Raw genomic sequence first — 25,034 nt, 5'->3', positions numbered from 1 at the left:
CCCCGTCGCCGATGGCGCTCTACTGGACGACCGTCGACGGAGGTCCCCCGAGGTCGCGCATCGCGAGACATTAGACGTCTGAGTACAGTAGGGTTCCGATATGGATCGGATGACGTCATGAGCGAACTCTTCCTCGGCCTCGACCTCGGGACGTCTTCGCTGAAGCTGCTCCTCGTCGACATGGACGGGGTCGTCGCAGCCCGACGCACCGAGCCCTACCCGACTCGGTCATCCGCATCCGGTCTAGCCGAACAAGACCCGCACGACTGGCTCGCCGCCACGGCACGTGCGCTCGCAGCGGTGCCCGCCGACGTTCGGGCACGCATCGCCGCGGTCGGCGTGGACGGACACGTCCCCTCGCTCGTCGCCGTCGACATCAACGGCGAGCCCCTCGGCCCGTGCCTGACGTGGCAGGACTCGCGCGCGGTCGACGAGGCGGCCCGACTCGGTGCGCGCTTCGGCGACTCGATGCCGTGGGTCGGCACCACCCTGCCGTGGGCGCCGAGCCAGCTCCCCGCCAAGGCCGCCTGGCTCGCCTCGAATCCCGAGCTCCCCGCGCGGACCCACCGGCTCCTGCAACCGAAGGACCTGCTGAACCACGCGTTCACCGGCATCTTCGCAACGGATGCCTGGAGCTCGAAGGGCCTGTGCCATGTCGGCACGCTCAGCCCGGCGTTTGAGGTGCTCGAGGCTGCGGGATGGCGACCCGGAGTGCTGCCCGACATCCTCCAGCCGTGGACGCCCCTCGGCACGGTGACCACCGCCGCAGCCGAGCGGTTCGGAGTGCCCGCGGGAGTGCCCGTCGCGGTGGGCTGGAGCGATGCGATGGCCTCGGTCCTCGCGGCAGGCGGATTCGCGGAGCCGAGCGGCGTCGTGCTCACCGGCACCTCCGAGATCGTCGGCGCCTCATCGACGTCGGCGGAGACGACCGAGGGGCTGTACCTCGTACCCGACACGGTCGCCCCCCTCGCGCTGTCCTACGGTCCGACGCAGTCCAGTGGCGCGGCAGTGAAGTGGATCGCGGGAATACTCGGACTCGCGGTCGGCGCCGCACTCGATCTGGCCGCGACAGCGGGGCCGGATGTCCCGATGTTCACGCCGTACCTGCGCGGCGAGCGCGCTCCCATCTGGAATCTGAACGCCAGGGGGCTCTTCCTCGGCCTGTCAGACGCGCACGGGCCGGCGGAGCTCGTGCGCGCTGTGCTCGAGGGCGTCGCCATGAGCGGGCGCCACGTGCTCGACGCTGCACGCACGGCCATCTCGGACGAGATCGACGTCGTGAACATCGGCGGACGCGGTATCGAGCATCCGGCGTGGCTCGATGCACGGGGGTCGGCGCTCGGCCTGCCGCTCCGGCTGCACCGTGAGCCGCACCTCACGGCGCTCGGCGCTGCAATGCTCGCTGCACGCGCTGCGGACATCGACTCCGACGCCACCGCCGGGATGCGTGGCACCGTCACCGCCTTCGAACCGACCGCCGAACAGATCGAGCGCGGTCGGCAGCGGTTCGACCGCTATCTCACCGCCAGCTCGATCGCCATCGAATGGAGTACCCCGTGAGCTCTCGCCTGACCGTTCCGACCGGCGTGATCCTCGTCATCCGCACCGACGACCGTCAGCTCGCCCTCGACGCCGCTCACGGCGCGGCACGCGGCGGAATCGACGCCATCGAGATCACGCTGACCGTCCCCGACGCCGTCGGCGTCATCCGCGAACTCACCGATCTCGGCGTCCCACTCGGCGTCGGCACCGTACTCTCGCCCGACCAGGTCGTGCCGGCCGTCGCGGCCGGCGCCTCCTTCGTCGTCGCGCCGGGCACCGATGCTGCCGTGATCACGGCAGCCCACGATGCCGGGGTCGCCATGATCGCGGGCGGGCTGACCCCGACCGAGGTGCAGACCGCGTACGCACTCGGCTCCGACGCCGTGAAGGTGTTCCCAGCGGGCTCGCTCGGCGGACCTCACTATCTCGGAGAGCTGCGCGGCCCCCTCCCTCACATCCCCTACGTCGTCTCGGGCGGCGTCTCGATCGAAACAGCCGCCGACTACTTCGCCGCCGGCGCGCACGCGGTGTGCGTCGGACGCAGCATGTTCGCCGGCGACGTGCTCCGCTCCGGCGACCTCGACGCCCTGGCCGCGCAGACCCGCGAGTTCATGGCGCGGGTCGGGCGCGCCTGACTGACCGGGTGCCGGCGCAGCGCTCGGCACGGCTGCCGGGTGCGATCCCGCTCACCCGGCCCGACGGCTTCGCGCCGAGGCGAGCGACGTCGCCCGGCTCACATCAATCGGCTCGTGATACCACCGTCGACGGTGAACGCCGACCCCGTCACGAATGACGCGTCATCGCTCACGAGGAATCCGACGGCGCGAGCGATCTCTTCGGGAGCGGCCATGCGGCCGAGCACGCCATCGGGAGGCGTGACGACGACACCATCGCGAACGAGCTGCTGTCCATGCTGCTCCGACATCCGTGTGTCGACGGACCCGACGACGACGGAATTGCACCGGATGCCGCGGTCGGCGTACTCCACCGCGATCTGTCGTGACAACGAGATGATCGCCCCCTTCGTCGCCGCGTACGCGGCCATGCCGGAGACCGTGGCGATCGCGTGCACGCTCGAGAGATTCACGATGTTGCCGCCGCCCTGCACGATCATGGCGGGCAGCACCGCACGCGCCGCGAGGAAGACGCCCGTGAGGTTGATCGACTGCACCTCGTCCCACAGTTCGACGCTCATCTCGTGCAGCGGTGCCGTGCGCAGCACCGCTGCACTCGTGACGAGGGAGTCGATGCGGCCGTGGCGTGCCAGAACGGCATCGCGTGCCTCCTCGACCGATCGGATGTCCGAGACATCGCAGCGGTCGAACTCTGCCCCGTCGACGAGCTGCTCGGGCAGCTGTCTCCCCCAGCCGACCACCCGGTGGCCGCGGGCGACGAGATCGCGGACGATAGCGCCGCCGATCCCGCCCGCGGCACCCGTCACGACGGTGACCGGCGAGGTCAGCGCCATGCGAATGCCCCGTACTCGAGCGCGCCCTCGGTGACGTACGCGTGCGCGTCTGCGACGCTCCAGCCGGCGAGCCGCTCACCGGACTCGATCGAGTACCAGGCGATGTGCGGGCTCATGGTGAGGTTCGGTGCCTCGCGCAGCGGCGAGTCGGCGGCGAGCGGCTCGCGCTCGAAGACGTCGAGGCCCGCGGCGGCGAGCTTGCCGCTCGCGAGGCCGTCGGCGAGGGCCTGCTCGTCGATGAGCCCGCCACGCGACACGTTCACGATGACGGCTCCGTGGGGCATCAGCTCGATCGCCGCTGCGTCGACGAGGTGGTGCGTCTCGGGAGTGAGCGGCACGTGCAGCGAGAGCAGATCGGCCTGTGCGAAGACCTGCGCGGGCGAATCGGCCCACTCCACCCCCTCGAGGCGCTCATCGCGGTACGCGTCGAAGACGACCACGCGATCGACGAACGGCGCGAGTCGGCGGATGAACGCCTGACCGATGCGGCCCGTGCCGATCACGCCGAGCGTGCTCTCGTGCAGGGCGTGCACGCGTCCGACCTGCGCCGCGGAGACCCACCCCTCGCTGCGCACGCCGCGATCAGCGGACGCCAGCCGTCGCCAGGACGCGAGCGCGAGCGATGCCGCCTGGTCGGCGACCTCGTTCGTCGCGTAGTTGGGTTGGAACACGACACGGATGCCGCGCGCCTTCGCCGCCTCGAGGTCGATCGTGTCGAGGCCGACACCCGCTCGGACGATGACCTTCACGCTGTCGGCGAGCGCCGCGATGTGCTCCGCCCGCAGCGGCTGCAGGGTCACGACGAGCGCCGCGGCATCCGCGGTCAGTTCCGCAACCGCTGAGATGCTGTCGAGCGAGCCGACACGAAGGACCGCGCGGCCGGCGAAGCGCTCGTGGAGCTCGTCGATGATGGCGAACGCGCCATCCGCTACGGCGATGACCGGTGCTGACTCGAGTGGCATGATGGCCTTTCCTGAGGGGTGGGACGCGGGTCGGGGCTAGCCCTTGACCGCGCCTCCTTCGTACGCCGCGGCGAGCTGCCGCTGCGTGAGTGCGAGGAGGATGATTGCCGCGATGATCGGGATGAGCAGGTAGACGGCCTGCTGACCCGGCGTCGTCGTCGCCGCGAAGTTGAACGAGGACATGTACTGGCTCAGCGCCGCCGGGAACGTGCGCGCGTTCGCGTCGCTGATGAGCGTTGTCGCGAGGAGGTACTCGTTCCAGGCGTTGATGAGGGTGTACGCCGTCATCGCCCCGATCACGGGCTTGGCCAGTGGGCGCACGACCTGCATCAGCACCCGGAATGGGCCGGCACCGTCGAGGGCTGCGGCCTCCTCGATCTCGCGGGGCATGCCGTTGAAGAACACTAGGAAGAACAGCGTGCCCATCGAGATGAACAGCGCCGACGTCGCGAGGATCTGACCGAACTGCGTTCCGAGCAGGTGGATGGAGCTCAGCACCTCGTAGAGCGGGAAGACGAGGACGATGACCGGCACGAGCTGGAAGAACACGAGCAGAGCCGTGACGATCTTCGCGAGCGGGCCCGCGAGCCGTGACAGGGCGTAGCCGCCGAGGAGACTGAGCACGACGACGATGGCCGTGACGCCGAAGGTCACGACGATGCTGTTCAGGAAGTTGAACGCGAGCGGCGGAACGGCGATGCTGTTGGCGTCCCACAGCGCCGGCGACGCCAGCACCGTGACGAAGTTGTCGAGCGTCCACTCGCGGGGAATGATCGAGACGGCCTGCAGCCCGCCAGGGGTCGCATCGAACGACCGTGAGAGTACGAAGAGGATCGGCGCCATCGAGATGAAGGCCATGACGACCGCGGTGATCGCCGGCAGCGTCGAGCCCCGCGTGCGGCGGCCGCCCTTGCGGGCTCGAATGGAGCGAGCAGGTCGCGGAACGCGAACCGGTCGGCGCAGCCTGAGTTCGGGAAGCTTCGGCCCGATCACCCGGGCGAACCACTTCACGACGTACCCGAGTGCGAGCACGACGAGGATCGCCAGCACCATGATGATGAGGCTCATCGTCGTCAGCGTCGTCGCGTACCCGAGGTCGTAGTCGGAGAACGCCTTGACGTAGGAGTAGGTTGCGAGGGTCTGGGTCGCTCCGAGTGGTCCGCCTCCGGTGAGGATGTAGACCAGGTTGAACTCCTGGAAGCTGTTGATGAAGTGCAGGCCGCACGCCGCGACGGTCACCGCGCCGATTCCGGGCAGCGTGATGTGACGGAACCGATGCCAAATGCCGGCGCCATCGACAGTGGCCGCCTCGTAACGCTCCTCGGGAATGTTCGTCAGCCCGGCGAGCAGGAGCATCGTATAGAACTGGAACGACGCCCACGCGTTGATCCCGAGCAGGACCCACCACACGATGTCCGCATTCGAGAAGACGTTCTCGATCTGGAATCCGAATGCTGCGGGTACGCCCGTATACGGGTCGAGCAGCAGTTTCCACATGCCGAGGCCGACAGGCGCCGAGATGACGAACGGAACCAGGATGAGCATGCGCAGCACTGCGCGACCGCGGAGCGCGCGGTTCAGTGCGAGTGCGGCGATGAGACCGAGCAGGTAGCTCGGGATCACACCGCCGACGCCGCGGATGAACGAGTTGCCGATCGCCTGACCGATCGCTGGATCGCTGAAGAAGCGCTCATAGTTCGCCACCCCGATCCAGGAACCGGTGTTGCCGGCCTGGAAGCTCGTCGCGATGCTCAGCACCATCGGGTATGCCAGGAACACGATCAGCATGACCAGAAGGGGGAGCAGGAAGACGCCGTAGGTCAGGGCATTGAGACGGCCGGAAGAACGCATTGGTACCTCATGGATGCACCTGCCGGCTCGGATCGCCGAGCCGGCAGGGGGTGGTTGGTGGAACGGATGGAACGAGGTCAGCCGCGGTTGAGCTCGACGACGACCGCATCCATGTCGGAGACCGCCTTCTTCGCAGCGGCAGCGACGTCCATCTGTCCGAGCGCCACTGCGCCGATCGCGGGCAGGAGCACGTTGTTCATGATCGGCGCGATGTTGACCGACTCCGGAACGACGGCGTCGCCGAGGAGGGCGCCGAAGCCCTTGAGCACCTCGTTCTTCACCTCGGTCGCGTTGACCTCGGGACGAACCGAAAGCTGCGCGTCGCCCTCACGCGACGCGATGAGGGTCTGCGTCTCGAGGCCGCGCATGTTCGCGAGGAACTGCAGTGCGAGGTCGCGGCGCGGCGAGTCCTCGTGCACCATGAGCGTGTGCTCCTCCCAGAAGGAGGTCTGCGTGCCGCCGTTGGGCAGCGCGGCGACCGCGAGATTGTCGCGCGTCTCGGGGAACTGCTGCACCTGCTGCAGCACAAATGGACCGGCCGAGTAGGAACCGAGCACACCACGCGCGAAATTGCCGTCCGTCTCCTGGTAGCCCCAGTTGGCCACGTCTCCGGGCGTGCTCTTCCACGAGTGCACGGCGTCGCCGTAGAAGCCCAGGAGTTTCTTCATCTGGTCGGTGGTGAATCCGGTCTCGAGCGAGCCGTCCGAACCCGTGACGACTTTCGCACCAGTCGACCAGAGCAACGGAAGCACGTTGGACGACGCGCGACCATCGCCGACCTTGGACTCGTACGCGAAGCCGAAGCGGTTGCCGTCGGTGATCGCCGAGGCGAATGAACCGAACTCGTCGAAGCTCCACGACTCGGGTACGGCGACGCCGGCGGCATCCGCGTAGTCCTTGCGGTAGACGATGCCGCGGCTCTGGCAGCGGAACCCGAGACCGAACAGCTTGTCGTCGATCGTCGACGCCGCATAGTTCTGCTCGTAGAAGGCAGCGCGGTCCTCCGAGGCGGCGTAGTCGCTGAGGTCGGCGAGCTTCACACCGGTCGCGAGCAGCGTCGGAATGCCCTGGGCAGTCCAGAAGATGAGGTCGGGAACGTCGCCGGACTTCTGCGCGGCGAGCGCCTGTGCGGGGTAGGTTCCGTCGTCGACCGTCATGACGTTGAGCGTGACGCCGAGCGGCGCGGCCGCCGACTTCTGCATGACCTCTTCGACGAACGAGGCGTCGACCCACGAAGCGAGCATCACGTTGAGCGTCTTGGAGTCACCGCCGTTCGGCGCACCGGCGCCGCTCGGCCCCGTCGCACAGGAGGTGAGCGACGTCGCCCCCACAGCTGCTGCGGCGACCGCACCGGCACTGACCAAGAACCCCCTGCGCGAGAACCTCTGCGACATGAACGAGGACCCTGAGTTGCTCATCTGTTACCCATCTTCATCGATTGATTGTTTGCCGAGGCACAGGACTTATTGTCATAAGTCAATTGCTAACAATAAACTAAACGGAACGGATGTCAACTACGCGCCGAACCCGGCCGTCGCCGATATCGTCAACGATCCGAAAGGCCGTCCATGAGCACCGAAGCTCTCTCCCCCGCTGATCTTCACTCCATCACCACCAACATCCTCGAACTCCTCGGCACCCCGGGCGATCGCGCCGCCCTGGTCGCCGATTCACTCGTGGGCGCGAACCTCGTCGGCCACGACTCGCATGGCGTCGTGCGACTCATGGAGTACGCCACTTTCGTCGAACGCGGTCTCGTCGACCCCGCGGCGACGCCCGAGGTGGCGAGTTCCTTGGGCGCCGTCCGCGTCGTCGACGGCCAGAACGGCTGGGGACAGATCGCCGCGCGTTTCGCGGCCGATCAGGCCGGCGACGCCGCGCTGGAACACGGAATCGGTGCGGTGGCACTTCGCAACTGCAACCACATCGGCCGCATCGGCGAGTACGCCGAGCACCTCGCGGGTCGCGGCCTCGCCTCGATCATCTGGTGCAACTCCGACCCCACCGTGGCGCCGTTCGGCGGCCGCGATCGGATGCTCGGGACGAACCCGTTCGCGGCCGGCGTTCCCGTGGATGGGCGGCATCCGGTCATTCTCGACTTCGCGACGGCCGCGACCGCCGAAGGCAAGTTGCGCGTCGCTCGGGCTGCGGGCGTCGAGGTCGAGCCCGGTGCGATCATCGACCGCGACGGAGAGCCGAGCACCGATCCGAACGCCTTCTACGACGGGGGCGCCCTCGTCGCGTTCGGCGGGCACAAGGGCTACGGACTGAGCGTCATCATCGAACTCCTCGGCGGCGCCCTCTCGAGCAACCACCCCTCGGTCACCGACCGGTACCGCACCGGCAACGGTGCGATGTTCCTCGCGCTGCGCCCCGAGGCCTTCGCCGCAGCCGACTTCGCCGCCGATATCCGCGACACGATCGAAGCGCTCCGGTCGAGCACTCCGATCGATCCGAACCGCCCGGTCCTCGTTCCCGGAGACGTCGAGGCCGCGGTTCGCGCTCGTCGCGCCCATGAGATCCCGGTGACGACGGCGATCTGGAACGACGTCCAGGCGCTTCGCGACCGACTCGCCTGAACCGCAAGCCCTCCCGGCGGGGGTGCAGCCTCGGCTCACTCCCGCCGTTCCATCGCGGCGACCACTCGAGAGTACGAGGCGCTGATGTGGCGCTGCAGCCACTCGACCGCCTCGTCGGTGCGCTTCGCACGGATGAGCTCGAGGATCCGGCGGTGGTCGGGCTCCCACTCGGCGTCGTAGTCCTTGCGCAACGAGAGGCGCGTCGTCAGGAACGACAGGATCTGCGAACGCAACGCCTCCCAGGCGCGCTGGAGCCGCACGTGATGCGATGCGGCAACGATGGCATCGTGGAAGGAGAGGTCGACTTCGGCGAGGCTTTCCGGGGTGCGTTCGTCATCCGCATCCGCATATCGGTCGAGCACCGCGGCCAAGCGCGCCAGGTCGTCCTCGGTCGCCCGCTGGCATGCCCATTCGATGGCGAGCGTCTCGAGCGATCGGCGCAGGCTGAACACCTGATCGATATCGTCGCGGTAGAGCTCGGCGACGCGCGCGCCCTTGTACCGCTCGATGGTCACCAGCCCCTCGCGTTCCAGCTTGACGAAGGCCTCGCGCACCGGGCCGCGGCTGACCTGCATCTGCTTGGCGAGTTCGTCTTCACGCAGGCGCGCGCCGGGCTCGAGCACGCCCGTGACGATCGCATTCCGGAGCTGATCGGTGACCTCGTCGGCGAGGACGCGCCGCATGGCAGGCCCGAACTCCACTGGTGCTCCTGTCACGCGCAGCCTTCTTCCGTGATAGACCGCCTGGACCCCGATGCCCGCTTGGTTGACAATCTGCAATGCTAGCAGCGCAACCGATTGGAGCGCACTCGCTTCTCAGATGCCGTTCCACGGTGTCGCGCTCGGTCCCGAGCGGCCGACCTCGACGCGGAACAGCCCGCCGGCCTGCGGATGCGAGGCGAGGAAGTCCTCGTCGAGGTCGACGCTCGCGGTAGTGACGAACAGGGTCGATCGATCCGGCCCGCCGAATGCACAACTCGTGACGTTCGGGATGTCGAACTCGACGCACGCGTCGAGCCACCCCTCGGAGTCGTACCGAAGCACCGCCGAACCGCCGAACAGGGCGACCCATACCCCGCCGTCGTCGTCGATGCAGAGCCCGTCGGGCACACCCCATTCCTCCGGGATCCTGGCGAACGTGCGCCGGCGGCCGAGCGTGCCGGTCGCGAGGTCGTACTCGAAGGCATCGATCCGCCTCGTCGGGGTGTCGACGTGGTAGAACTTCGAGCCGTCGGGAGACCAGCCGAGCCCGTTCGAGAGCGAGATCGGCTCGAGCACGATCTCGACGCGGCCGTCGGCCTCGACCCGGTACAGCGCGCAGTCGTCCTCGGCCCCGGTGAGCGAGAGGGTGCCGACGAAGGCGCGGCCCATGGGATCGGTCTTGCCGTCGTTGAACCGGTGCCCCGGGCGCTCGGCGAGCTCGTCGTTCAGGCGCCGCTCCCCCCAGGCGGCGTCATGATGTACGAGTCCGCGCTCGTCGGCGACGAGCAGGCCGCCTCCGACGGTCGGCATCACCGTTCCCGGCATGGAGTCGAACCATCGCGTCTCGAGCCGGTTGCCTTCGCCGTCGGCGATGTAGAGCCGCCGCTCGAGGATATCGATCCAGTACAGGCGCTCCGCTGCTGCGTCCCAGATCGGGCCTTCTCCCAATCGGGCACCGGCCGCGTCGACCAGCTCGGGGACGAAGGTCGTGACCACCGCTTCCCCCCTCACACGTTCGCGTCGTGCCGGAGAGAGCCTCCCGCGTGCAGGGCCATGCTGCCGCCGTCGACCGGAAGCGTGACGCCCGTGATGAACGAGGAATCGTCGCCGAGGAGGAACAGGATCGCCTTGGCCACCTCTTCCGGCTCGGCGAGCCGCCCGAGCGGCACGCCGCTCAACGCATCGCGCAGCGTGTTGCCCCCCGCGACATCCGTTGCCGAGATCAAGGGGCGGAAGCCCTCGGTGTTGACCTGCGACGGCGCGACGGCGTTCACCCGGATGCCGTACGACGCCCACTCGACCGCGAGTTCACGGGTGAGTCCGACGATTCCGGCCTTCGTGATGCTGTAGGCGTAGTTGCCGCGGCCGAGCGCGGCGAGTCCGCCGATGGAACTGAGGTTGACGATGGCGCCGCCACGGCCGTCGCGGATCATCGCTCCCCCCACGGCTTTCGAGGTGAAGACCATGGCACCGAGGCTCACGTCGACCACGCGATGCCACTCGTCGGTGCTCAGGAGCTCGGGAGCGGTGTGGCTGCCCAGCGCCGCGTTGTTCACGAGGGCGTCGATCGGCGCGATCTCCTCGGCGATCTCGCCGAAGACCCGCGCGATCTCCTCGGCGTTCGAGAGGTCGCAGCGACGGAAGTCCGCCTCGGCGCCGGCCGCGCGAACGAGGTCCGCGGTCTCTCGCCCGCCGACCTCGTCGACGTCGATGCCGACGACCCGATAGGCCTGTCCGGCGGCGAGCAGCGAGACGGCACGGCCGATCCCGCGAGCACTCCCGGTGACGACGAGTGTGCGCAGCTCAGGCATCGGTGCCCACCGGGTTCTCGAGCGTGGGCAGTCCGTCGATCTCGACCCGGACCCGATCGCCGTCACGCAGGAAGCGCTGCGGGTTCCGGGCGACGCCGACACCCGATGGGGTACCGGTCGCGATGATGTCGCCGGGTCGGAGGTCGCAGACCGAGCTCACGTAGGAGACGATCGTGGGCACGTCGAACACCATGTCGCTCGTGTCGGCGTCCTGCAGGATGTCCCCGGCGATCACGAGGCGGATCGCCCGTCCGCCCGGGTGTCCGAACTCATCGGGCGTCACGAGGAACGGTCCGGTCGGCGCGAAGGTCGGGAATCCCTTGCCTTGGGTCCACTGGCTCGTTCGCGCCTGATAGTCTCGGGCGCTCACATCGTTGAAGGTGAAGTAGCCACCGACATAATCGAGCGCGTCCTCCTTGGAGACGTTGGACGCCGGCCGACTGATCACGAGCCCGAGTTCCGCCTCGTAGTCCGGCTGGGTGCACTCGATCGGGATGCGGATGGTCTCTCCGTGGGCCGCGATCGAGCTCGTGAACTTCGAGAAGATGAGCGGGAACGGCGGCACCTGATCGCCGGTCTCCGACGCATGGTCGACGTAGTTCACGCCGACCGCGACGATGTTGCGCGGGTCGGGGATCACCGGAAGCAGCGCAAGCTCGGAGAGGGGCACGGCGGGCGCGTCGAGTGCCTCGACAGCCGCCCGGAATTCTGCGGTGCGCTCGAGGAAGCGCTCGACCTCGGCAGGGGCGCCGGAGACATTCGACGGAATGTCGACGACACCGGCCGCCGGATCATCGAGCGCAGCGGATGCATCGACGACCCCGTAGCTCGGGATGCCGTCGCGGAGGTAGCTCGCGATCCTCATGCGTGTGCCTCCAATGCAGCGCGGACCGCAGCGACCGTGCCCTCGGGCGACGGCAGCAGGGCGTCGATGAGGAGCGGCGCGTGTGGAATCGGGCTCTGCGCGGCTGCGACGATCTCGACCGGCGCGTCGAGATACCAGAAAGCCTCACGCTGGATGATCGCCGCGACCTGCGCCGCGACGCTCCCGAAGGCGGGCGCTTCGTCGACGATCACGGCACGCCCCGTGCGACGCACAGATGCGACGATCGCCTCGACATCGAGCGGGTAGATGGACCGGAGGTCGATGAGGTCGACCGCGACGCCGTCGGCGGCGAGCGCGTCGGCCGCCTTCGTCGCCGTCGTCATGCCGTTGCTGTAACTGATGAGCGTGAGGTCGTCGCCGCTGCGAACGACGTTCGCCCTGCCGATCTCGACGAGTTCCTCGGCGCCGCCGACGGGTCCTCGAACGCCGGTGAGCTTCTTGTGCATGAGGAAGACGACCGGGTCGTCAGCACGGAGTGCGGACTTGATGAGCCCCTTCGCGTCGTAGGCAGTGGAGGGCGTGACGACGGCGAGCCCGGGAATGCTCGCGAAGAGCATCTCCATGCTGTTGTTGTGCTGGGCTCCACCGAGCGCGACGCCCGAGGTCGCGCGGATCACGAGCGGAACCTTCCGCCCCCACATGTAGCGGACCTTTGCGGCCTGGTTGGAGATCTCGTCCATCGCCCCGTAGGCGAAGTCGTCGAAGTTGAGGTCGACGAGCGGACGAGCACCGCTCATGGCCGCCCCGACCCCGGCCGCAACCATGGCAGCCTCCGAGATCGGGGTGTCTCGCACCCTGCCACGGCCGAACTCCGGGCCGATGTGCTTGACCTGGGCGAAGTGGCCGCCTCGTTCGTAGAGGTCGGTGCCGAGGATGAAGATGGACTCGTTCTGGAGCATCTCCTCCCGAACGCCCTCCTGGAAGGCGGCGGAATAGCTGACGGGCTTGCTCATCGCGCGCTCCTGTTCGAGACGTTCCATGAGGAGACGTTGTCTCCTGCGGTGGAGGGGGCCGACCATTCTGATGCCTCCGCGAATTCGATGGATGTGGCGACGACGCCGGCCGCACGGGTGTTGATGTCCTCGAGCAACTCGTCGGTGAGGATGCCGCGATCGGTCAGGTAGGCCGTGAAGCGATCGATGGGGTCCTTCGAGGAGCGCCACTGCTCGGTCTCCTCCTCGGTGCGGTAGGTGATGACCTCGCCCGCGTTGTGGCCCTTGTAGCGGTAGGTGAGGAGCTCGAGGAACTGGGCGCCCCCGCCGCTCCGGGCGGACTCGACCGCTGCCGCCGCGGCGTTGAACACCGCAACGACGTCTTGGCCGTCGACCTGCTGCGAGGTGACGCCGAAGCCGCGCGCGCGGTCGGCGACCGTCGTGCCGCCCGTCACCGTCGCCGATGCCGTCTCGACCGCGTAGAGGTTGTTCTCGCAGACCGCCACGAGCGGAAGCTCCCAGACGCTCGCGAGGTTGATGAACTCCCACACCCGGCCGGTGTTCGCTCCGCCATCGCCGAAGAAGCCCACCGACACTCGCGGCAGCCCCAGCTGCTTCGCGCCGAGCGCCGAGCCCATCGCGATGCCGAGGCCGCCGCCGACGATGCCGTTGGAGCCCCAGAGTCCGAGGTCGAAGTCGGCGAGATGCATCGAGCCGCCACGGCCCTTCGCCACGCCCGTCTCCTTGCCGTAGAGCTCCGCCATGATCGCGTCCGGTGAGAGGCCCTTGGCGAGCGCGTGGTGATGGGAGCGGTGCGTGCTCGTCACGATGTCGTCGCGGTCGAGCGCCCGGATCACCCCGACGGCCGTCGCCTCCTGGCCGATGGCCGGGTGGATACCTCCGGGGATGCGTCCGCGCAGCGACAGCTCCTCACCCGCCTCCTCGAATCTGCGGATCAGGATCATCTGGGAGAGCCACTCGAGCAGTTCGTCTGCCGGGACTCTGTCGATGGCGGCCAGCGGCTCCATCGATGTTTGCGTGGTCACGTCGTGCTCACTTTCTTGGAACGGAGTGGGAATCTGTCGACGAGTCATGTGCTGAGCGCACCGAGCAGCAGCGGTTCGGCGACGATCGCGGCGAGGCGCTTGAGCACGTCGGCGGCATGCTGACCGTCCCACTCCCGGTGGTCGACGTTGAGGGTGATGTTCATGGTGGTGCCGACGGCGAGGGCACCGCTCTCGACGACGGGACGAGCGAGTGCCGCCCCGACCGAGAGGATGCTGGTCTGACCGACCGGCACGATGGCCGTGAAGCTGTCGACGCCGAGGGCGCCGAGGTTCGAGATGGTGCTGTGCGGAACGACGGCGTCATCGTCGGCGTACCGGCCGCCGAGCGCCCGCTCGACGGCGGCTCGGCGACGGTCGGCGATCTCGAGCACGTCTGCGCGAGCGATGTCGCGGATCACGGGGATGCTCACGCCGCGATCCGTCGCCACGGCGAGCCCGAGGTCGATCGCGCGCGTCCCGAAGCGCTCCATGAGCGACATCGCGTAGGCCTTGAGCAGCACATCGGTGAGCGTGATGTCCTTGCGGAGGGCGCGCAGCGAGCGGTGGAGCTCCTGGAACTTCTCGACACGGAGCTCGCGCTGGACCGAGAAGTGCGGGATCTCCGCCCATGAACGGGACACCGCCGCCGCGACGGCGGCACGGTGCCGGTCGGCGGCACCCCGCGACTCGGACGATACCGGCGACGCAGCCGGGGCGCTCAGCGCAGGTGCCGGGGCGGCCGGAGCTGCAGCTGGCGCCGGGGCATCCGCTGTCCGGGGCGGTGCCTCGGAGACGTCTGCGACGTCGACCGCGGCCGCCGCCGCGAGAGCAGCGCGGCGGGCGCGCGGGCTGACCGCGTAGGGCTCGAGTTCCCCGCTCCGAAGGTCGCGCACGCGCTCGTCACGAGTGAGCGGTCCGATGTTCGAGGCCCGCTCGCTCGTCGCGGGGGTCGGCTCCGCGGCGGTCGCCGCAGGAGCCGGTGCCACGGCGGCGGCGGCAGCAGCCGGAGGCTCCGTCGCAGGCGCTGCAGCCTGCGGTACGGGATCATCGCCGGCTTCGATCTCTCCGTCGGCGAGGATCACCGCGATCGTCGCGCCGCTCGGAACCTCGCTGCCGGCCTCGTACCGGTGGCGGCCGAGCGTGCCCGACGCGGTCGCCTCGATCTCGAGCTCTGCCTTGTCCGTCTCGATGCCCGCGATCATCTCGCCGGTCTCGATGGCGTCGCCGGGCTGCTTGAGCCACTCGGCCAGATAGACGCCGTCGCTTGCCATTCCGAGGGCCGGAACGTAGATCTCCTGCACTTCGCCTTCTCCGTTGAACTGAATCGGTGCGCAACGCCGGTTAGACGTCTAACGACTTCGAAGATACGACCAGAGCGACGTGTCTGTCAACCCGGGTCAACCGGCGTGCAGGCCGACCCAGGTACGAGTACCCGAGAAGTGATCGCGCATCGCCTCGGCAGCACGATCGGGGTTGCCGTCGCGGATCGCATCGACGATCGCGCGGTGCTTCTCCACAGCTTCCCGGCCACTCACGAACCCCTCGGGCAGCAGCGGCCGCGCCGCCGCCAGCGCCCGCCAGAACACCTCCAGCAACTGGTTGACGAGTGCCCGTTGGATGCCGGCGTAGAGTGCGGAGTGGAACGCCCGGTCGAGCTCGTCGAGTTCGTCGTGGCGGTCGATGCCGACTCGCTCGTCCATTCGCGCGACGAGCGCGTCGAGTTCTGCGAGCCGCTCCGCGTCGAGTGTTCCGGCCACCCGCCGGATCAGCGAGGTCTCCAGGATTTCGCGGATGTCGGCGAGCTCGGCGATCGTCGTCAGGGCGTCGGCACCGCCGAGCTTCGTGTGGAACACGAGCCCGGCGGCGAGCGCCTCGAACGACAGCGAGCTGACGAACGTGCCCGATCCGTGCCTGGTCTCGAGGATGCCGAGCGCCTGCAGACTCTTGAGTGCCTCTCGAAGCGAGCCGCGGCTCACGCCGAGCTGCTCGATGAGTGCCGCCTCGGAGGGGATGGCGTCGCCGGGTCGGAGGTCGAGATCGAGCAGCAGTTGTTTGATCTCCTCGCGCAGGGAGTCGGCATGACCTCCGTAGCCCCTGCGGGTGCGCGGCAAGGCCGTCGGGTCGTCCGCCATCATCGAGCTCATTCCGCAATGCTAGCGAGCAACAGGCCAAAGTGATTAGACATCCGACAAGGTAATCGGTGTGCGTGCGGGCTGCCCTCATACCGTTGGTCGTGCATGCTGATCATTATTGAGAATTTACACAAGATGCAAGCATTGTCCGATCGGCAATGCGGACGGCGTGCGGCCGCGTCGTCGCGCCCGTTCGGCGCTTCGCCTGTTCGGTGCTCGGCGGTTGCGACCTCAGCGCCGGGGCAGCGGCTTCGCCGCACCTGGAATCGAGTCGATGAGCCTCCGCGTGTACGGATCCTGTGGATCCATGAAGACCTGCTCCGTCGGACCCGTCTCGACCACCTGCCCGTGCTTCATCACGTAGACCCTGTCGGTGAAGTACCGGATGATGCTCAGATCATGGGAGATGAAGAGAATGGCAAGCTGCCGCTCGGCCTGGATCCTCCGCAGCAGGTTCAGCAACTGCGCCTGCGCCGACTGGTCGAGGGCCGAGGTGGGCTCATCGGCGATCAGGAGACGGGGCTCCGCCGCCAATGCCCTGGCAACGCTCACTCGCTGGCGTTGGCCGCCCGAGAGCAGTTCAGGCAATCGATGGGCGAGAAGTTCACCGACGCCGATCGAGTTGAGGAGGCGCGTGGCCTCGACCTTGGACTCCGCCCGAGGCAAGCCCTGGCGCACGCGCACCGCCTCGGCGACCGCATTCTGCGCCGTCTGGCGCGGGTTCAGCGAGGAGTACGGGTCTTGGAAGACCATCTGGATCGCGGTGGGACGCGACCTGCCCTTCCTGGCCCGTCGGTCGTCAGCGGCCTCGTCGGCCAGCAGCACCTCGCCGTCGGCGGCCGCCTGGAGTCCAGCGATCACCCGTGCGACCGTGGTCTTGCCACTGCCGCTCTCACCGACGATCCCCACCATCTCGCCGTGTCCGATCTCGATCGACGCGTTGCGAACAGCCGTGAAGGTGTCGGGCCCCCTTCCGAAGGTGACGGTGATGTCCCGAGCATCCACGAGCAGATCAGACGAGCTCACTGGAACGCACCTCCTCGGCGTACAGGCACGCGGAGAGCCCGTCATCGAACACAGGACGCATGGCCGGCTGCGGTCCTGTGCTGCACTCGTCGTGCGCCATCGGACACCGAACCCAGAACCGGCATCCCCGCGGCCAGGCTCCCGCCAGGGGCGGCTCGCCGGCGATGGCCGTCAGGTCTTCTCCACGCGCCGCCGAGTCGATGCGCGAACCGAGGAGAGCCCTGGTGTACGGATGCCTCGGCCGAGTGATGACCTCGTTCACGCGACCGTACTCCACGGTGGCGCCGGCGTACATCACGAGCACCTGATCGCACACCTCCTCGATCACGGCGAGGTCGTGCGACACCAGCACGAGCGACATACCCAGCTCCGCGCGCAATTCGCGCAGCATGGCGAGGATGTCGCGCTGGACCGATACATCGAGGGCGGTCGTGGGTTCGTCGGCGAGCAGCAGCACCGGCTTGCGGGCGATCGCCGCCGCGATCATCACACGCTGCCGCATCCCGCCGGAGAGCTCGTGCGCCCGCTTCTTCATGAGCTCGGCGGGTCGCGGCAGTTGCACGAGGTTCAGATAGCGGATCGCTTCCTCTCGCGCCGCATCGCCACGCAGTGCGGTGTCGGCCGTGATCGCCTCGAGCATCTGGGTGCCGACGGTCAGCACCGGGTTGAGCCCCGCCATCGAGCTCTGCGGGATGTAGCCGATGCGGCGGCCCCGGACAGTGCGCCAGGTCTTCTCGGAGGCGGTCGCGAGGTCAGCGCCCTCGAACTCGATCGAACCGGCGCTCACTCCTGCCCCGTACCTGCCGAGCGTCCCCATGAGTGCGCGGCAGAACATCGACTTCCCGGATCCGGACTCGCCGACGATACCCAGCGACTCCTGGAATCCGATCGACACGTTGGCCCGGTCGATGAGCGGCAACGGCCCCGTCTCGGAGTTCACGACGACCTTGAGGTCGGTGACGCGAAGCAGCGGACCCGTCATGGCATCAGACATTCGCGGTTGTGATCTCGGCTTCATCCTGCACCTCCTTTTTCGTGGCCTTGGTCCTGCGCCCGCCAGCGAGCAGGGCGACCCCGGTCGCAGTCAGCGAGAGCGCGATTCCCGGGAAGGCGACGATCCACGGGGCCTGGACCAGGAAGAGCCGGCCCTCGCTGATCATGGCGCCCCACTCCGCGTCGGGCGGTCTCACCCCGAGCCCGAGGAACGAGAGACCCGCGACGGTGGTCACGATGATGACGAAGTCGCTGAACGCGTACGCGAGCGTCTCCGAGTACGTGTTCGGGAGGATGTGTCGGAGGACGATGCGCGGCCTCGAGTAGCCGAGCAGGCTGAGCGCTTGCACGTACTCCGCCTTGCTCACGACGATCGCCCGAGCCCGGGCGACTCGTGCATAGCGTGCCCAGTTGGTCAGGAGTACCGCGATCACGATGCCGGAGACGCCCGGCCCCACCGCCGCCACGATCGCGATGATCAGGATGATCAGTGGGAAGGCGTTGATCCCGTCGATGAGGGTGGTCCAGATGGCCGTGACCACGCGCGACCGGGTCGTTCCGAGCACCGCTCCCAAGGTGGTTCCGATGATCAGTGGCACGATGACGCCGATCGCCGCGAGGGAGATCGTCACCTGGCCCGCCGCGAAGGTGCGGGTGAAGAGATCCCGGCCGAGTTGGTCGGTGCCGAACCAGAAGTCGGCACTCGGCGGCTGCAGCGATGGACCCACCAGCGCGTTCGGTGAGACCGGGCTGATCGCCGGCACGATGACGCTGAGCGCCACCATGGCGATCGTGATCACGAGGCCGGCGCGGGCGAGCGGGGAGAGCCGCCGCCACGCTTCTGCTGGAGTCTTCACTCTGCTCCTTTCGCACGGGGGTCGAGCCAGCCGATGGCGAGGTCGGCGAGCAGGTTGATCAGGACGACGAGAATGCCGATGACGAGAACGATTCCCTGCACGACCGGATAGTCGCGAGCGAAGACCGCGTTGAGGAGCCGAGTCCCGGCGCCCGGCAGGTTGAAGACGAGTTCCAGCACGACCGCCGACCCGAACAGGGTGCCGACGATGTAACTCGACAACGCGATCGTCGGCGCGAGAGACGGGCGCAGCAGGTAGCGCCACGTGAGGAGTGGGCCCGCGAGCCCGCGGACCTGCGCGGTCTCGACGAATGGTTGCCCCATGGTGTTGACGACGGAACTCTGCAGGACTCGCAGCAGGACCGGCACGAGGGGGCCGCAGGCAGTGATCGCAGGCAACAGCAGGTACCGGAGGTTCTCGGGGAATGTCGCCACGTAGCCGCCGACCGGCAGCCAGCCGAGCTGGATCGAGATCAGCAGGATCAGGATCTGGCCGGTGAAGAACACCGGAAGCGAGAGCGCGACGCTCGTGAGCACCTGGAACAGCAGGCCCGACGCACCGAACCGGTGCTTCGCCGTCGGCACCGCGAGAAGCAGCGAGAAGGCGAGCGCGAGAATCATCGCGAAGGCGATGAGCGACAGGGTGACGGGCATCGCGTCGGCGAGCAGATCAGCGACCGGCTGGCCCGAGACGATCGAGCTGCCAAGATCGCCATGGAGCAGCGGCCAGACATAGTCCCAGAGCTGCTGGTAGATCGGACCGTTCAGGCCGAGTTTGTCCCGCATCGCATCGATGTCGGCCTGCGTCGCGTTCTCGCCGACCAGCGCGAGCGCCGGATCGCCGGGGGCGAGTCGCATGACGGCGAACGAGAGGAGCATCACCCCGATGGCGACCAGCAGCGAGCGACCGATCTTGCGAGTGACAGGATGGTATAAGACCCGAAGCAGCTGCGTCCGGGCGGGCCCCGTCGAGGATCGATGACCCTCGACGAGGCTCGCTTCTGTGGAACCGATCACTCAGCGACACCCATCGATTCCTGCGTGGCGACGTGGAGCCACGGAGTGTTGGCGACCGGACTGAAGATCTCCTGCGAGAGTCGGCTGGCAACGATGTCACGACGGTTGACGATCGGCACGATCGTCATGTGTTCGCTCATCATCTCCTGCACCGTGGCCAGGCTGGCCGCAGGATTCTCCTCACCCATCGCCTCGAGCGCGAGCGCGCAGATCTCGGGATCGCCCGTGGGCATCCAGCGACCCCAGACGCCGCTCTCGCAGTTGTCGACGACGAGCACGCTTGCGGCCGACGGCGCTACCGAACCCTGGAAGAACGCATCGAAATCGTTGTTGTTCAGCCGATCGGTGGCGGTGGGGACCTCCAGCGGGTTCACGATGACCGTGATATCGAGTTCAGCGAGCTGCTCCTTGAGCATGGTGACGGTAGCGGTGTGGCCGTCGCGAACCCCGAAGGTGTCCATCGTGAACTCGAACCCGTCGGCCCACTCGGTGGCTGCAAGGAGCTCACGTGCGGCGTCCAGGTCGGGCTCGCCGTCGTTCGGCAGTGCCACCTCGAAGTCGGGCGATGTTGCGAAGTCCCATGCGGGGTTGGGCTCGGCGTATCCGAGCCACGCCTTCTCGGAGATCGATCCACGGTCGACCGCTAATGCGATGGCCTTCCGCACGTTGGCATCCGCCAGTGGCCCGCCATTGGTCGGGTTCATGCCGAACTGGAACACGCCTCCGGTCGGGTGAGGGATGACCTCGACGCCTTCGGTTGCCTCGGCGGCCTCCGCCGACGCATAGGACAGACCCCATGCGAAGTCGAGTTGCCCGCTCGTGAGCTGGAGCGCGGTCTGCGTGATGTCCGCGACGACGACGGAGTCGATGGCCTTGACCATCAGATCACCGCCGACATAGTTGGGGTTCTCGACGAGATGCATGATCTGGTCGCCGGCGCTGAAGTCCTCGATGACATACGGGCCGGCGCTCACCGGCGCGAGGAAGTACTCCTCCTCCGCGATCCGATCGTTCGGGTGGATCGCGACCTCACCGTTCGCCAGTGCCATCGGAAGTTGAGCGTAGGGAACCTTCAGGCGCCAGACGATCGTGCGGTCGTCTGGCGCCTCGACGCTCTCGACGAACGGCGTGAAGAACGCGGACCCGCCGGCGCGCTCGATGACCGCGTGCTCGTAGATCGCAACGACATCCTGTGCGATGAGGAGGGCGCCATCGGAATAGCTCAGATCAGGCTTCAGCGTCATCGTCTGTGTGAGGCCGTCTTCACTGACCTCAGCGCTCTCGACGAGCTCGGGCTGCGGAACCCCGTCAGGATCCTGGCGATAGAGAAGCCCAGCGGTCAGGATCCGGATCTGCTGCGCGGAGTTGCCCGAGTTGATCGCCGGGTCGAACACCGAAACCGCTTCAGCGAGGCGGATCGTGATCTTGTCGACCACACCCTCTGCACCTTGTCCGCCATCCGTGCTCGCCGCGGGCGCCGTGCATCCCACCAGCAGGGCGGCCCCTGCGAGCGCTGCACCGAGCTTCGCTACTGCGCTCGTACGACCAGGCGAGCGCCGTTTCGTTGTGCGCTGTGTCATTTCCGATCCTCCTTGATCGTCGACGTTCGTTCATGCAAGAGAAAGACTCGACCAGTCTTGCTCGATTGTCAACTATTTATCGTTAACAATCTATCAACCGCCGGTCGGGGCGCTTTCCTGCCTCCACTCGGCCCCGAGGGAGGTTGATGATCGACGTTAGTCGTCTAATGTCTAACTACCAAGTCGATCGTGCGGGCGGCGTTTCGGGCGAGACGGTCGCCCGACGGAGAGGGGGCGATGTCGGATCGTGGCCGCATACGGGAGGTGCACACCCGCACGTCGATGCCCGAACAGGGCGCCGAACCGAATGAGCTCGTTGCCGGGCGTCAGTTGGTGTTCGCGTAGAGCCATTCGAGCGAGTCGACCTTGACGCCGCTGATGCCGCCGAGGCGGATCTCGAAGTGCAGGTGCGGCCCGGTCGACATGCCGGTGTCACCGGTCGTGCCGATGACGTCGCCGACGTTCACGGTGTCGCCGGTCTCGAACTGGCGCGAGCCGTACTGCATGTGCGCGTAGACGCTCGTGACGACGTCTCCGTCGATCACGTGATCGATCATCATGACCACGCCGAGGGATCCGCCTGCGTCGGTCGCGTTCGAGACTGTGCCGTCGGCGATGGCCTGGATCTCGGCCCCGAGCCCGGGGTTGAAGTCCTGGCCGCCATGGTCACTCGAACAGCCGGCGCAGTCGCGGTAGCCGAATCGGTCGCCGATGTGCACGCCCACGGCGAACGGCCACTGAATGGTGCCGGCCGGGTTGTTCGTGAAGGTCGCCTCAGCCCGGATGCCAGCTGCTCGGGCGTACTCGTCGATCGTCTGCGTCTCGTAGCCTTCGCGATCGATCGTCTGTGCAAGCGTGCCGCCCGTGATCTCGATCTGTTGGCCGGGCTCGGTGCCGATGGTCGTCTGTTCGAGCGCCATGGCCTGCACCTCGGCCGGTGAGAGCAACGAGAGCGCGGGTACGGATGTCGCGACGGCGAGCATTGCGACGAATCCCATCGCCGCGAACGCGCTGACCATTCGGCCCACGCGAGTCCCACGCTTCACACGGCTCCGGGGGGCAGGACGCGGCGGCGCGCTCGGCGCAGGAGCCCGTCGCGCGGAGCCTCGAGTGTCTGCACCCGCGGGAGTCGTCGCCCCGCCGGTCGTGCGGCGTGGGCGATGGTCAGCGGAGACCGGCACGGTGGTCGTCGGCTGCCACGGAGTGCCGTGTTCGCGTTGATCTGCCGCCGTCATCGCGGATTCGTCGTGACCGGATGGCAACACCGGCTCATCGAAGCGTGCGGAGGGCGTAGCAGGCGCCGGCACGGGCAACCCGTCGAAGCGCACTGCGGCGGCTACTGCCGGGGCAGCTCCCACGGCCTCACCGAGCGGGGCCCGCGCACCTGCCGCCGCCGCGATCACGGCGGCGAAGTCGTCGGCTGCTGACACGCCAGCACGTTCGGGAGCGGCAACCGGAGCGCTTCGGCGAGGGCCGGCTGCCGCGGCTTTAGCCGCCTTGCGCGCGGCCCGCGACGGCTTCGGCGCACGAGAGCCCGTGTCGTGACGACGGTCGTCGCGGCGCGCGCCGGCGCCGTGCGTCGCGTCGGGCTCGTCGTCGCCGAGTCCGGCGAAGAGCGCGTCGAACCCACCCGCTGCGGTCGCACGGGGCCCGGAAACGTCGAAGGCCGAGTTCCTGTCGACGGGGCGGTCGACCGGCTCGGCCTGAGGTGTCGGGACGGAAGCGGAGGGTGCTGCGAGGGCGGATGGTGAGGTGGGGACGGGATCCGTCGAGCGGCGAGGGCGAAGCGAGGCGGGTTCCCGTGCGACCGAGACTGGATTCTCCGGCCAAGTTGGCGTCACCCCGACCGGCGGATCCACCGGACTCGGCTCCCAGGATGCATCCGTCGCCCCGACCGGCGGATCCACCGGGCTCGGCTGCCAGGATGCATCCGCAGGCGCAACCGAGGCGGGATGCCACTGGGCACCAGTCGCAACCGGGGTCGCAGCAGAGCTGGCAGCCGAAGGCGTCGAGCCCGCGACCGCCGCCGACGGTGCAGCACCGCCCCCAAGGCCGAACAACTCGTCGAAGCTCGGCTGATTCACCGGCGCCAGGAACTCCTGCGCAGAACCCGCAGGATTCGCCGCAGCCGCCTCGCGTTCACGCAGTTCACGTCGAGTCAGGGGTCGCTCGGGCAGCGACGGTGCTTGGGTGCCTGGCGATGAACCGTCGGGCACGAGGGGGGACTCGAGCACGTAGGGGGGACTCTCGGCGTCGGTGAGTGAACAGGGATGTTGGGGAGGTGCTCATCCCGGCATCAAGCCGAGATAACGGATTGGTAAAGACTAACCTTTCTCGGCAATGCGCGCCACGTGGAATGGAGATCGTCGGATGCCTCGGCACTCGAGGGCCGCGACATCCGCGTGAACCCGGGATCGACCCTCGACCGAGCGCTGCGGCGTGTCGCCACGGAGCACCCGCCGCTCGCGGCGCATCCGACAAATCAGCCCTGCAGGCCGGCCCTACGGAGCGTCGCTGCGAGTTCGACATAGAGGCCGGGGGCGGCGGCGAGCACGAGCTCCACTGTCGCGGCCCCACCCTCCGGGCCGCCGACGCGGGCGCCGGCTTCTCGGGCGATCAGCGCGCCGGCCGCGTGATCCCACGGGTTCAGGCCGCGTTCGTAGTACGCGTCGAGGCGGCCGGCGGCGACGGCGCAGAGGTCGAGGGCGGCGGAGCCGGCACGACGGATGTCCCGTACTTCCGGCAGCACTGTCGACAGCACCGCGGCCTGTGCACGCCGACTCTCGGCCGAGTACGAGAAGCCGGTGCCGACGAGGGCGAGGCCCAGCGGGACATCCGCGTTCACCTGGAGCTCGCGCGTGCCGAGTCGCGCCCCGCCCCCGGCGCTCGCCTCGAACACCTCGTCGGTGACGGGGTTGACGACGACGGCGGCGAGTGCGGTCCACGTGCCGGGCTCGGGCGGTCCGTCGACGACGGCGATGCTGATCGACCAGGCCGGGATGTCGTAGAGGAAGTTCACCGTGCCATCGATCGGGTCGACGACCCAGTTGATGCCGCTCGTGCCGATGTGGCCGGCGTCTTCTTCGCCGAGGATTCCGTCGTCGGGCCGAGCTTCGAGGATGAGTCGGCGGATGAGTGCTTCGGTGTCACGATCGACCGCGGTGACGACGTCGACGGGCGAGGATTTCGTGGCGGCGACGCTCACGCCCCCGCGCCGCTCTTCGAGCGCGAACTCCGCCGCCTGCACGGCGATGCGTCGGGCGAGGTCGAGCAGTGCAGCGGATGCCTCGACATCCGGTGCCCCGTCGGTGGTCGTCGCTTCGTGGGCACCGGCAGACTCGAGTTCACTCATGCCTTCACGCTAGCCCGCTCGGCGTCGTCTCGCCGCGAGGCATCCGTCACCCGCGCCGGCTGGAACCACGAAAGCCCCGGCGAACCGGGGCTTCACTGGTGGCGAGTGAGGGATTCGAACCCCCGAATGCTGAGCAGTCTGATTTACAGTCAGATCCCTTTGGCCGCTTGGGTAACTCGCCATCGCGCCCGGCCACGTTCTGCACACAACCGGGAGCCTGTCAAGGATACCCGGAGGGGGCCGGTGCGAGAAATCGGCGCTCAGCCCGCCGTCGCGCCGCCCTCCGCGAGGCATCCGACG

At 68.1% G+C, this 25,034-nt stretch carries 23 protein-coding genes and 1 tRNA gene; 4 read left to right on the top strand and 20 right to left on the bottom strand.

The window, feature by feature from the left end:
• Nucleotides 1-117: 117 nt before the first annotated feature.
• Nucleotides 118-1,560, top strand: coding sequence for a xylulokinase (locus AC1C2T_RS06120; protein ID WP_495384619.1), 1,443 nt, complete (start codon nucleotides 118-120; stop codon nucleotides 1,558-1,560).
• Nucleotides 1,557-2,177 carry a bifunctional 4-hydroxy-2-oxoglutarate aldolase/2-dehydro-3-deoxy-phosphogluconate aldolase gene (locus tag AC1C2T_RS06115; protein ID WP_495384618.1) on the top strand — a complete coding sequence of 207 codons (621 nt, stop codon included), beginning with the start codon at nucleotides 1,557-1,559 and terminating at the stop codon, nucleotides 2,175-2,177. The genes AC1C2T_RS06120 and AC1C2T_RS06115 overlap by 4 nt, the downstream gene beginning before the upstream one ends.
• A gap of 98 nt (nucleotides 2,178-2,275) precedes the next feature.
• On the opposite strand, the gene AC1C2T_RS06110 is transcribed toward AC1C2T_RS06115, so the two are convergent.
• The 4 genes from AC1C2T_RS06110 to AC1C2T_RS06095 all read right to left on the bottom strand — a co-directional run bounded on the left by AC1C2T_RS06110 (nucleotide 2,276) and on the right by AC1C2T_RS06095 (nucleotide 7,217).
• Nucleotides 2,276-3,010, bottom strand: a complete 735-nt coding sequence (locus AC1C2T_RS06110) for an SDR family NAD(P)-dependent oxidoreductase (protein WP_495384617.1) — start codon at nucleotides 3,008-3,010, stop codon at nucleotides 2,276-2,278.
• Nucleotides 3,001-3,972: a 2-hydroxyacid dehydrogenase gene (locus tag AC1C2T_RS06105; protein WP_495384616.1), complete on the bottom strand. Its 972-nt coding sequence runs from the start codon at nucleotides 3,970-3,972 to the stop codon at nucleotides 3,001-3,003. Before AC1C2T_RS06105 ends, AC1C2T_RS06110 begins: the two co-directional genes overlap by 10 nt.
• A gap of 36 nt (nucleotides 3,973-4,008) precedes the next feature.
• A complete protein-coding gene (locus AC1C2T_RS06100) occupies nucleotides 4,009-5,823 on the bottom strand; it encodes an ABC transporter permease (RefSeq protein WP_495384615.1) in 1,815 nt (604 codons plus the stop codon).
• A gap of 77 nt (nucleotides 5,824-5,900) precedes the next feature.
• Nucleotides 5,901-7,217: an ABC transporter substrate-binding protein gene (locus AC1C2T_RS06095; protein WP_495384614.1), complete on the bottom strand. Its 1,317-nt coding sequence runs from the start codon at nucleotides 7,215-7,217 to the stop codon at nucleotides 5,901-5,903.
• Nucleotides 7,218-7,391: 174 nt separating this feature from the next.
• On the opposite strand from AC1C2T_RS06095, the gene AC1C2T_RS06090 reads away from it, so the two are divergent.
• Nucleotides 7,392-8,402 (top strand): Ldh family oxidoreductase, encoded by a 1,011-nt coding sequence (locus AC1C2T_RS06090; protein WP_495384613.1) that lies wholly within the window; start codon nucleotides 7,392-7,394, stop codon nucleotides 8,400-8,402.
• A 35-nt stretch (nucleotides 8,403-8,437) separates the two neighbouring features.
• Here AC1C2T_RS06090 and AC1C2T_RS06085 read toward each other — a convergent pair whose 3' ends face one another.
• The 14 genes from AC1C2T_RS06085 to AC1C2T_RS06020 all read right to left on the bottom strand — a co-directional run bounded on the left by AC1C2T_RS06085 (nucleotide 8,438) and on the right by AC1C2T_RS06020 (nucleotide 22,401).
• Nucleotides 8,438-9,118, bottom strand: a complete 681-nt coding sequence (locus AC1C2T_RS06085) for a GntR family transcriptional regulator (protein WP_495384612.1) — start codon at nucleotides 9,116-9,118, stop codon at nucleotides 8,438-8,440.
• Between the two features lie 99 nt (nucleotides 9,119-9,217).
• Complete coding sequence (locus AC1C2T_RS06080) at nucleotides 9,218-10,099, bottom strand: SMP-30/gluconolactonase/LRE family protein (RefSeq protein ID WP_495384611.1); 882 nt, start codon at nucleotides 10,097-10,099, stop codon at nucleotides 9,218-9,220.
• Nucleotides 10,100-10,110: 11 nt separating this feature from the next.
• Nucleotides 10,111-10,914, bottom strand: a complete 804-nt coding sequence (locus AC1C2T_RS06075) for an SDR family NAD(P)-dependent oxidoreductase (protein ID WP_495384610.1) — start codon at nucleotides 10,912-10,914, stop codon at nucleotides 10,111-10,113.
• The gene (locus tag AC1C2T_RS06070) at nucleotides 10,907-11,779 is read right to left on the bottom strand and encodes a fumarylacetoacetate hydrolase family protein (protein WP_495384609.1); all 873 of its coding nucleotides are present in this window, start codon (nucleotides 11,777-11,779) and stop codon (nucleotides 10,907-10,909) included. The genes AC1C2T_RS06075 and AC1C2T_RS06070 overlap by 8 nt, the downstream gene beginning before the upstream one ends.
• Nucleotides 11,776-12,753, bottom strand: a complete 978-nt coding sequence (locus AC1C2T_RS06065; protein ID WP_495384608.1) for an alpha-ketoacid dehydrogenase subunit beta — start codon at nucleotides 12,751-12,753, stop codon at nucleotides 11,776-11,778. Before AC1C2T_RS06065 ends, AC1C2T_RS06070 begins: the two co-directional genes overlap by 4 nt.
• Nucleotides 12,750-13,778 carry a thiamine pyrophosphate-dependent dehydrogenase E1 component subunit alpha gene (locus AC1C2T_RS06060; protein ID WP_495384607.1) on the bottom strand — a complete coding sequence of 343 codons (1,029 nt, stop codon included), beginning with the start codon at nucleotides 13,776-13,778 and terminating at the stop codon, nucleotides 12,750-12,752. Before AC1C2T_RS06060 ends, AC1C2T_RS06065 begins: the two co-directional genes overlap by 4 nt.
• A gap of 44 nt (nucleotides 13,779-13,822) precedes the next feature.
• Entirely contained in the window at nucleotides 13,823-15,079 is a 1,257-nt protein-coding gene (locus AC1C2T_RS06055; protein WP_495384606.1) for a 2-oxo acid dehydrogenase subunit E2, read from the bottom strand.
• 96 nt (nucleotides 15,080-15,175) lie between these two features.
• Entirely contained in the window at nucleotides 15,176-15,922 is a 747-nt protein-coding gene (locus tag AC1C2T_RS06050; RefSeq protein WP_495384605.1) for a FadR/GntR family transcriptional regulator, read from the bottom strand.
• A 219-nt stretch (nucleotides 15,923-16,141) separates the two neighbouring features.
• On the bottom strand, nucleotides 16,142-16,936 hold the full coding sequence (locus AC1C2T_RS06045) for an ABC transporter ATP-binding protein (RefSeq protein ID WP_495384604.1): 795 nt from the start codon (nucleotides 16,934-16,936) through the stop codon (nucleotides 16,142-16,144).
• Nucleotides 16,923-17,930 carry an ABC transporter ATP-binding protein gene (locus tag AC1C2T_RS06040; RefSeq protein WP_495384603.1) on the bottom strand — a complete coding sequence of 336 codons (1,008 nt, stop codon included), beginning with the start codon at nucleotides 17,928-17,930 and terminating at the stop codon, nucleotides 16,923-16,925. The genes AC1C2T_RS06045 and AC1C2T_RS06040 overlap by 14 nt, the downstream gene beginning before the upstream one ends.
• Nucleotides 17,923-18,786, bottom strand: coding sequence for an ABC transporter permease (locus tag AC1C2T_RS06035; protein ID WP_495384602.1), 864 nt, complete (start codon nucleotides 18,784-18,786; stop codon nucleotides 17,923-17,925). Before AC1C2T_RS06035 ends, AC1C2T_RS06040 begins: the two co-directional genes overlap by 8 nt.
• Nucleotides 18,783-19,802 carry an ABC transporter permease gene (locus AC1C2T_RS06030; RefSeq protein ID WP_495384601.1) on the bottom strand — a complete coding sequence of 340 codons (1,020 nt, stop codon included), beginning with the start codon at nucleotides 19,800-19,802 and terminating at the stop codon, nucleotides 18,783-18,785. Before AC1C2T_RS06030 ends, AC1C2T_RS06035 begins: the two co-directional genes overlap by 4 nt.
• Nucleotides 19,799-21,382: an ABC transporter substrate-binding protein gene (locus tag AC1C2T_RS06025; RefSeq protein WP_495384600.1), complete on the bottom strand. Its 1,584-nt coding sequence runs from the start codon at nucleotides 21,380-21,382 to the stop codon at nucleotides 19,799-19,801. Before AC1C2T_RS06025 ends, AC1C2T_RS06030 begins: the two co-directional genes overlap by 4 nt.
• Nucleotides 21,383-21,708: 326 nt before the next feature.
• A complete protein-coding gene (locus tag AC1C2T_RS06020) occupies nucleotides 21,709-22,401 on the bottom strand; it encodes a M23 family metallopeptidase (protein ID WP_495384599.1) in 693 nt (230 codons plus the stop codon).
• A gap of 733 nt (nucleotides 22,402-23,134) precedes the next feature.
• Here AC1C2T_RS06020 and AC1C2T_RS06015 point away from each other — a divergent pair.
• On the top strand, nucleotides 23,135-23,461 hold the full coding sequence (locus AC1C2T_RS06015; protein WP_495384598.1) for a hypothetical protein: 327 nt from the start codon (nucleotides 23,135-23,137) through the stop codon (nucleotides 23,459-23,461).
• A 403-nt stretch (nucleotides 23,462-23,864) separates the two neighbouring features.
• Here AC1C2T_RS06015 and AC1C2T_RS06010 read toward each other — a convergent pair whose 3' ends face one another.
• A complete protein-coding gene (locus tag AC1C2T_RS06010; RefSeq protein ID WP_495384597.1) occupies nucleotides 23,865-24,734 on the bottom strand; it encodes an inositol monophosphatase family protein in 870 nt (289 codons plus the stop codon).
• Nucleotides 24,735-24,830: 96 nt separating this feature from the next.
• Nucleotides 24,831-24,915, bottom strand: a tRNA-Tyr gene (locus AC1C2T_RS06005).
• Nucleotides 24,916-25,034: the final 119 nt, after the last annotated feature.

It is taken from the genome of Agromyces sp. Y558 (genome assembly GCF_059445415.1).
The sequence above is the reverse complement of the archived record's forward strand: the minus strand, read 5'-3'. Positions and strand labels throughout refer to the sequence as shown.

Excerpts from the sequence above, each read along its gene's own strand:
- AC1C2T_RS06105 (WP_495384616.1), bottom strand. The coding sequence starts at position 3,972 with ATGCCACTCGAGTCAGCACCGGTCATCGCCGTAGCGGATGGCGCGTTC.
- AC1C2T_RS06070 (WP_495384609.1), bottom strand. The coding sequence starts at position 11,779 with ATGAGGATCGCGAGCTACCTCCGCGACGGCATCCCGAGCTACGGGGTC.
- AC1C2T_RS06065 (WP_495384608.1), bottom strand. The coding sequence starts at position 12,753 with ATGAGCAAGCCCGTCAGCTATTCCGCCGCCTTCCAGGAGGGCGTTCGG.
- AC1C2T_RS06040 (WP_495384603.1), bottom strand. The coding sequence starts at position 17,930 with ATGTCTGATGCCATGACGGGTCCGCTGCTTCGCGTCACCGACCTCAAG.
- AC1C2T_RS06095 (WP_495384614.1), bottom strand. The coding sequence starts at position 7,217 with ATGTCGCAGAGGTTCTCGCGCAGGGGGTTCTTGGTCAGTGCCGGTGCG.
- AC1C2T_RS06020 (WP_495384599.1), bottom strand. The coding sequence starts at position 22,401 with ATGGTCAGCGCGTTCGCGGCGATGGGATTCGTCGCAATGCTCGCCGTC.
- AC1C2T_RS06025 (WP_495384600.1), bottom strand. The coding sequence starts at position 21,382 with ATGACACAGCGCACAACGAAACGGCGCTCGCCTGGTCGTACGAGCGCA.
- AC1C2T_RS06120 (WP_495384619.1), top strand. The coding sequence starts at position 118 with ATGAGCGAACTCTTCCTCGGCCTCGACCTCGGGACGTCTTCGCTGAAG.
- AC1C2T_RS06100 (WP_495384615.1), bottom strand. The coding sequence starts at position 5,823 with ATGCGTTCTTCCGGCCGTCTCAATGCCCTGACCTACGGCGTCTTCCTG.
- AC1C2T_RS06050 (WP_495384605.1), bottom strand. The coding sequence starts at position 15,922 with ATGAGCTCGATGATGGCGGACGACCCGACGGCCTTGCCGCGCACCCGC.
- AC1C2T_RS06010 (WP_495384597.1), bottom strand. The coding sequence starts at position 24,734 with ATGAGTGAACTCGAGTCTGCCGGTGCCCACGAAGCGACGACCACCGAC.
- AC1C2T_RS06075 (WP_495384610.1), bottom strand. The coding sequence starts at position 10,914 with ATGCCTGAGCTGCGCACACTCGTCGTCACCGGGAGTGCTCGCGGGATC.
- AC1C2T_RS06090 (WP_495384613.1), top strand. The coding sequence starts at position 7,392 with ATGAGCACCGAAGCTCTCTCCCCCGCTGATCTTCACTCCATCACCACC.
- AC1C2T_RS06110 (WP_495384617.1), bottom strand. The coding sequence starts at position 3,010 with ATGGCGCTGACCTCGCCGGTCACCGTCGTGACGGGTGCCGCGGGCGGG.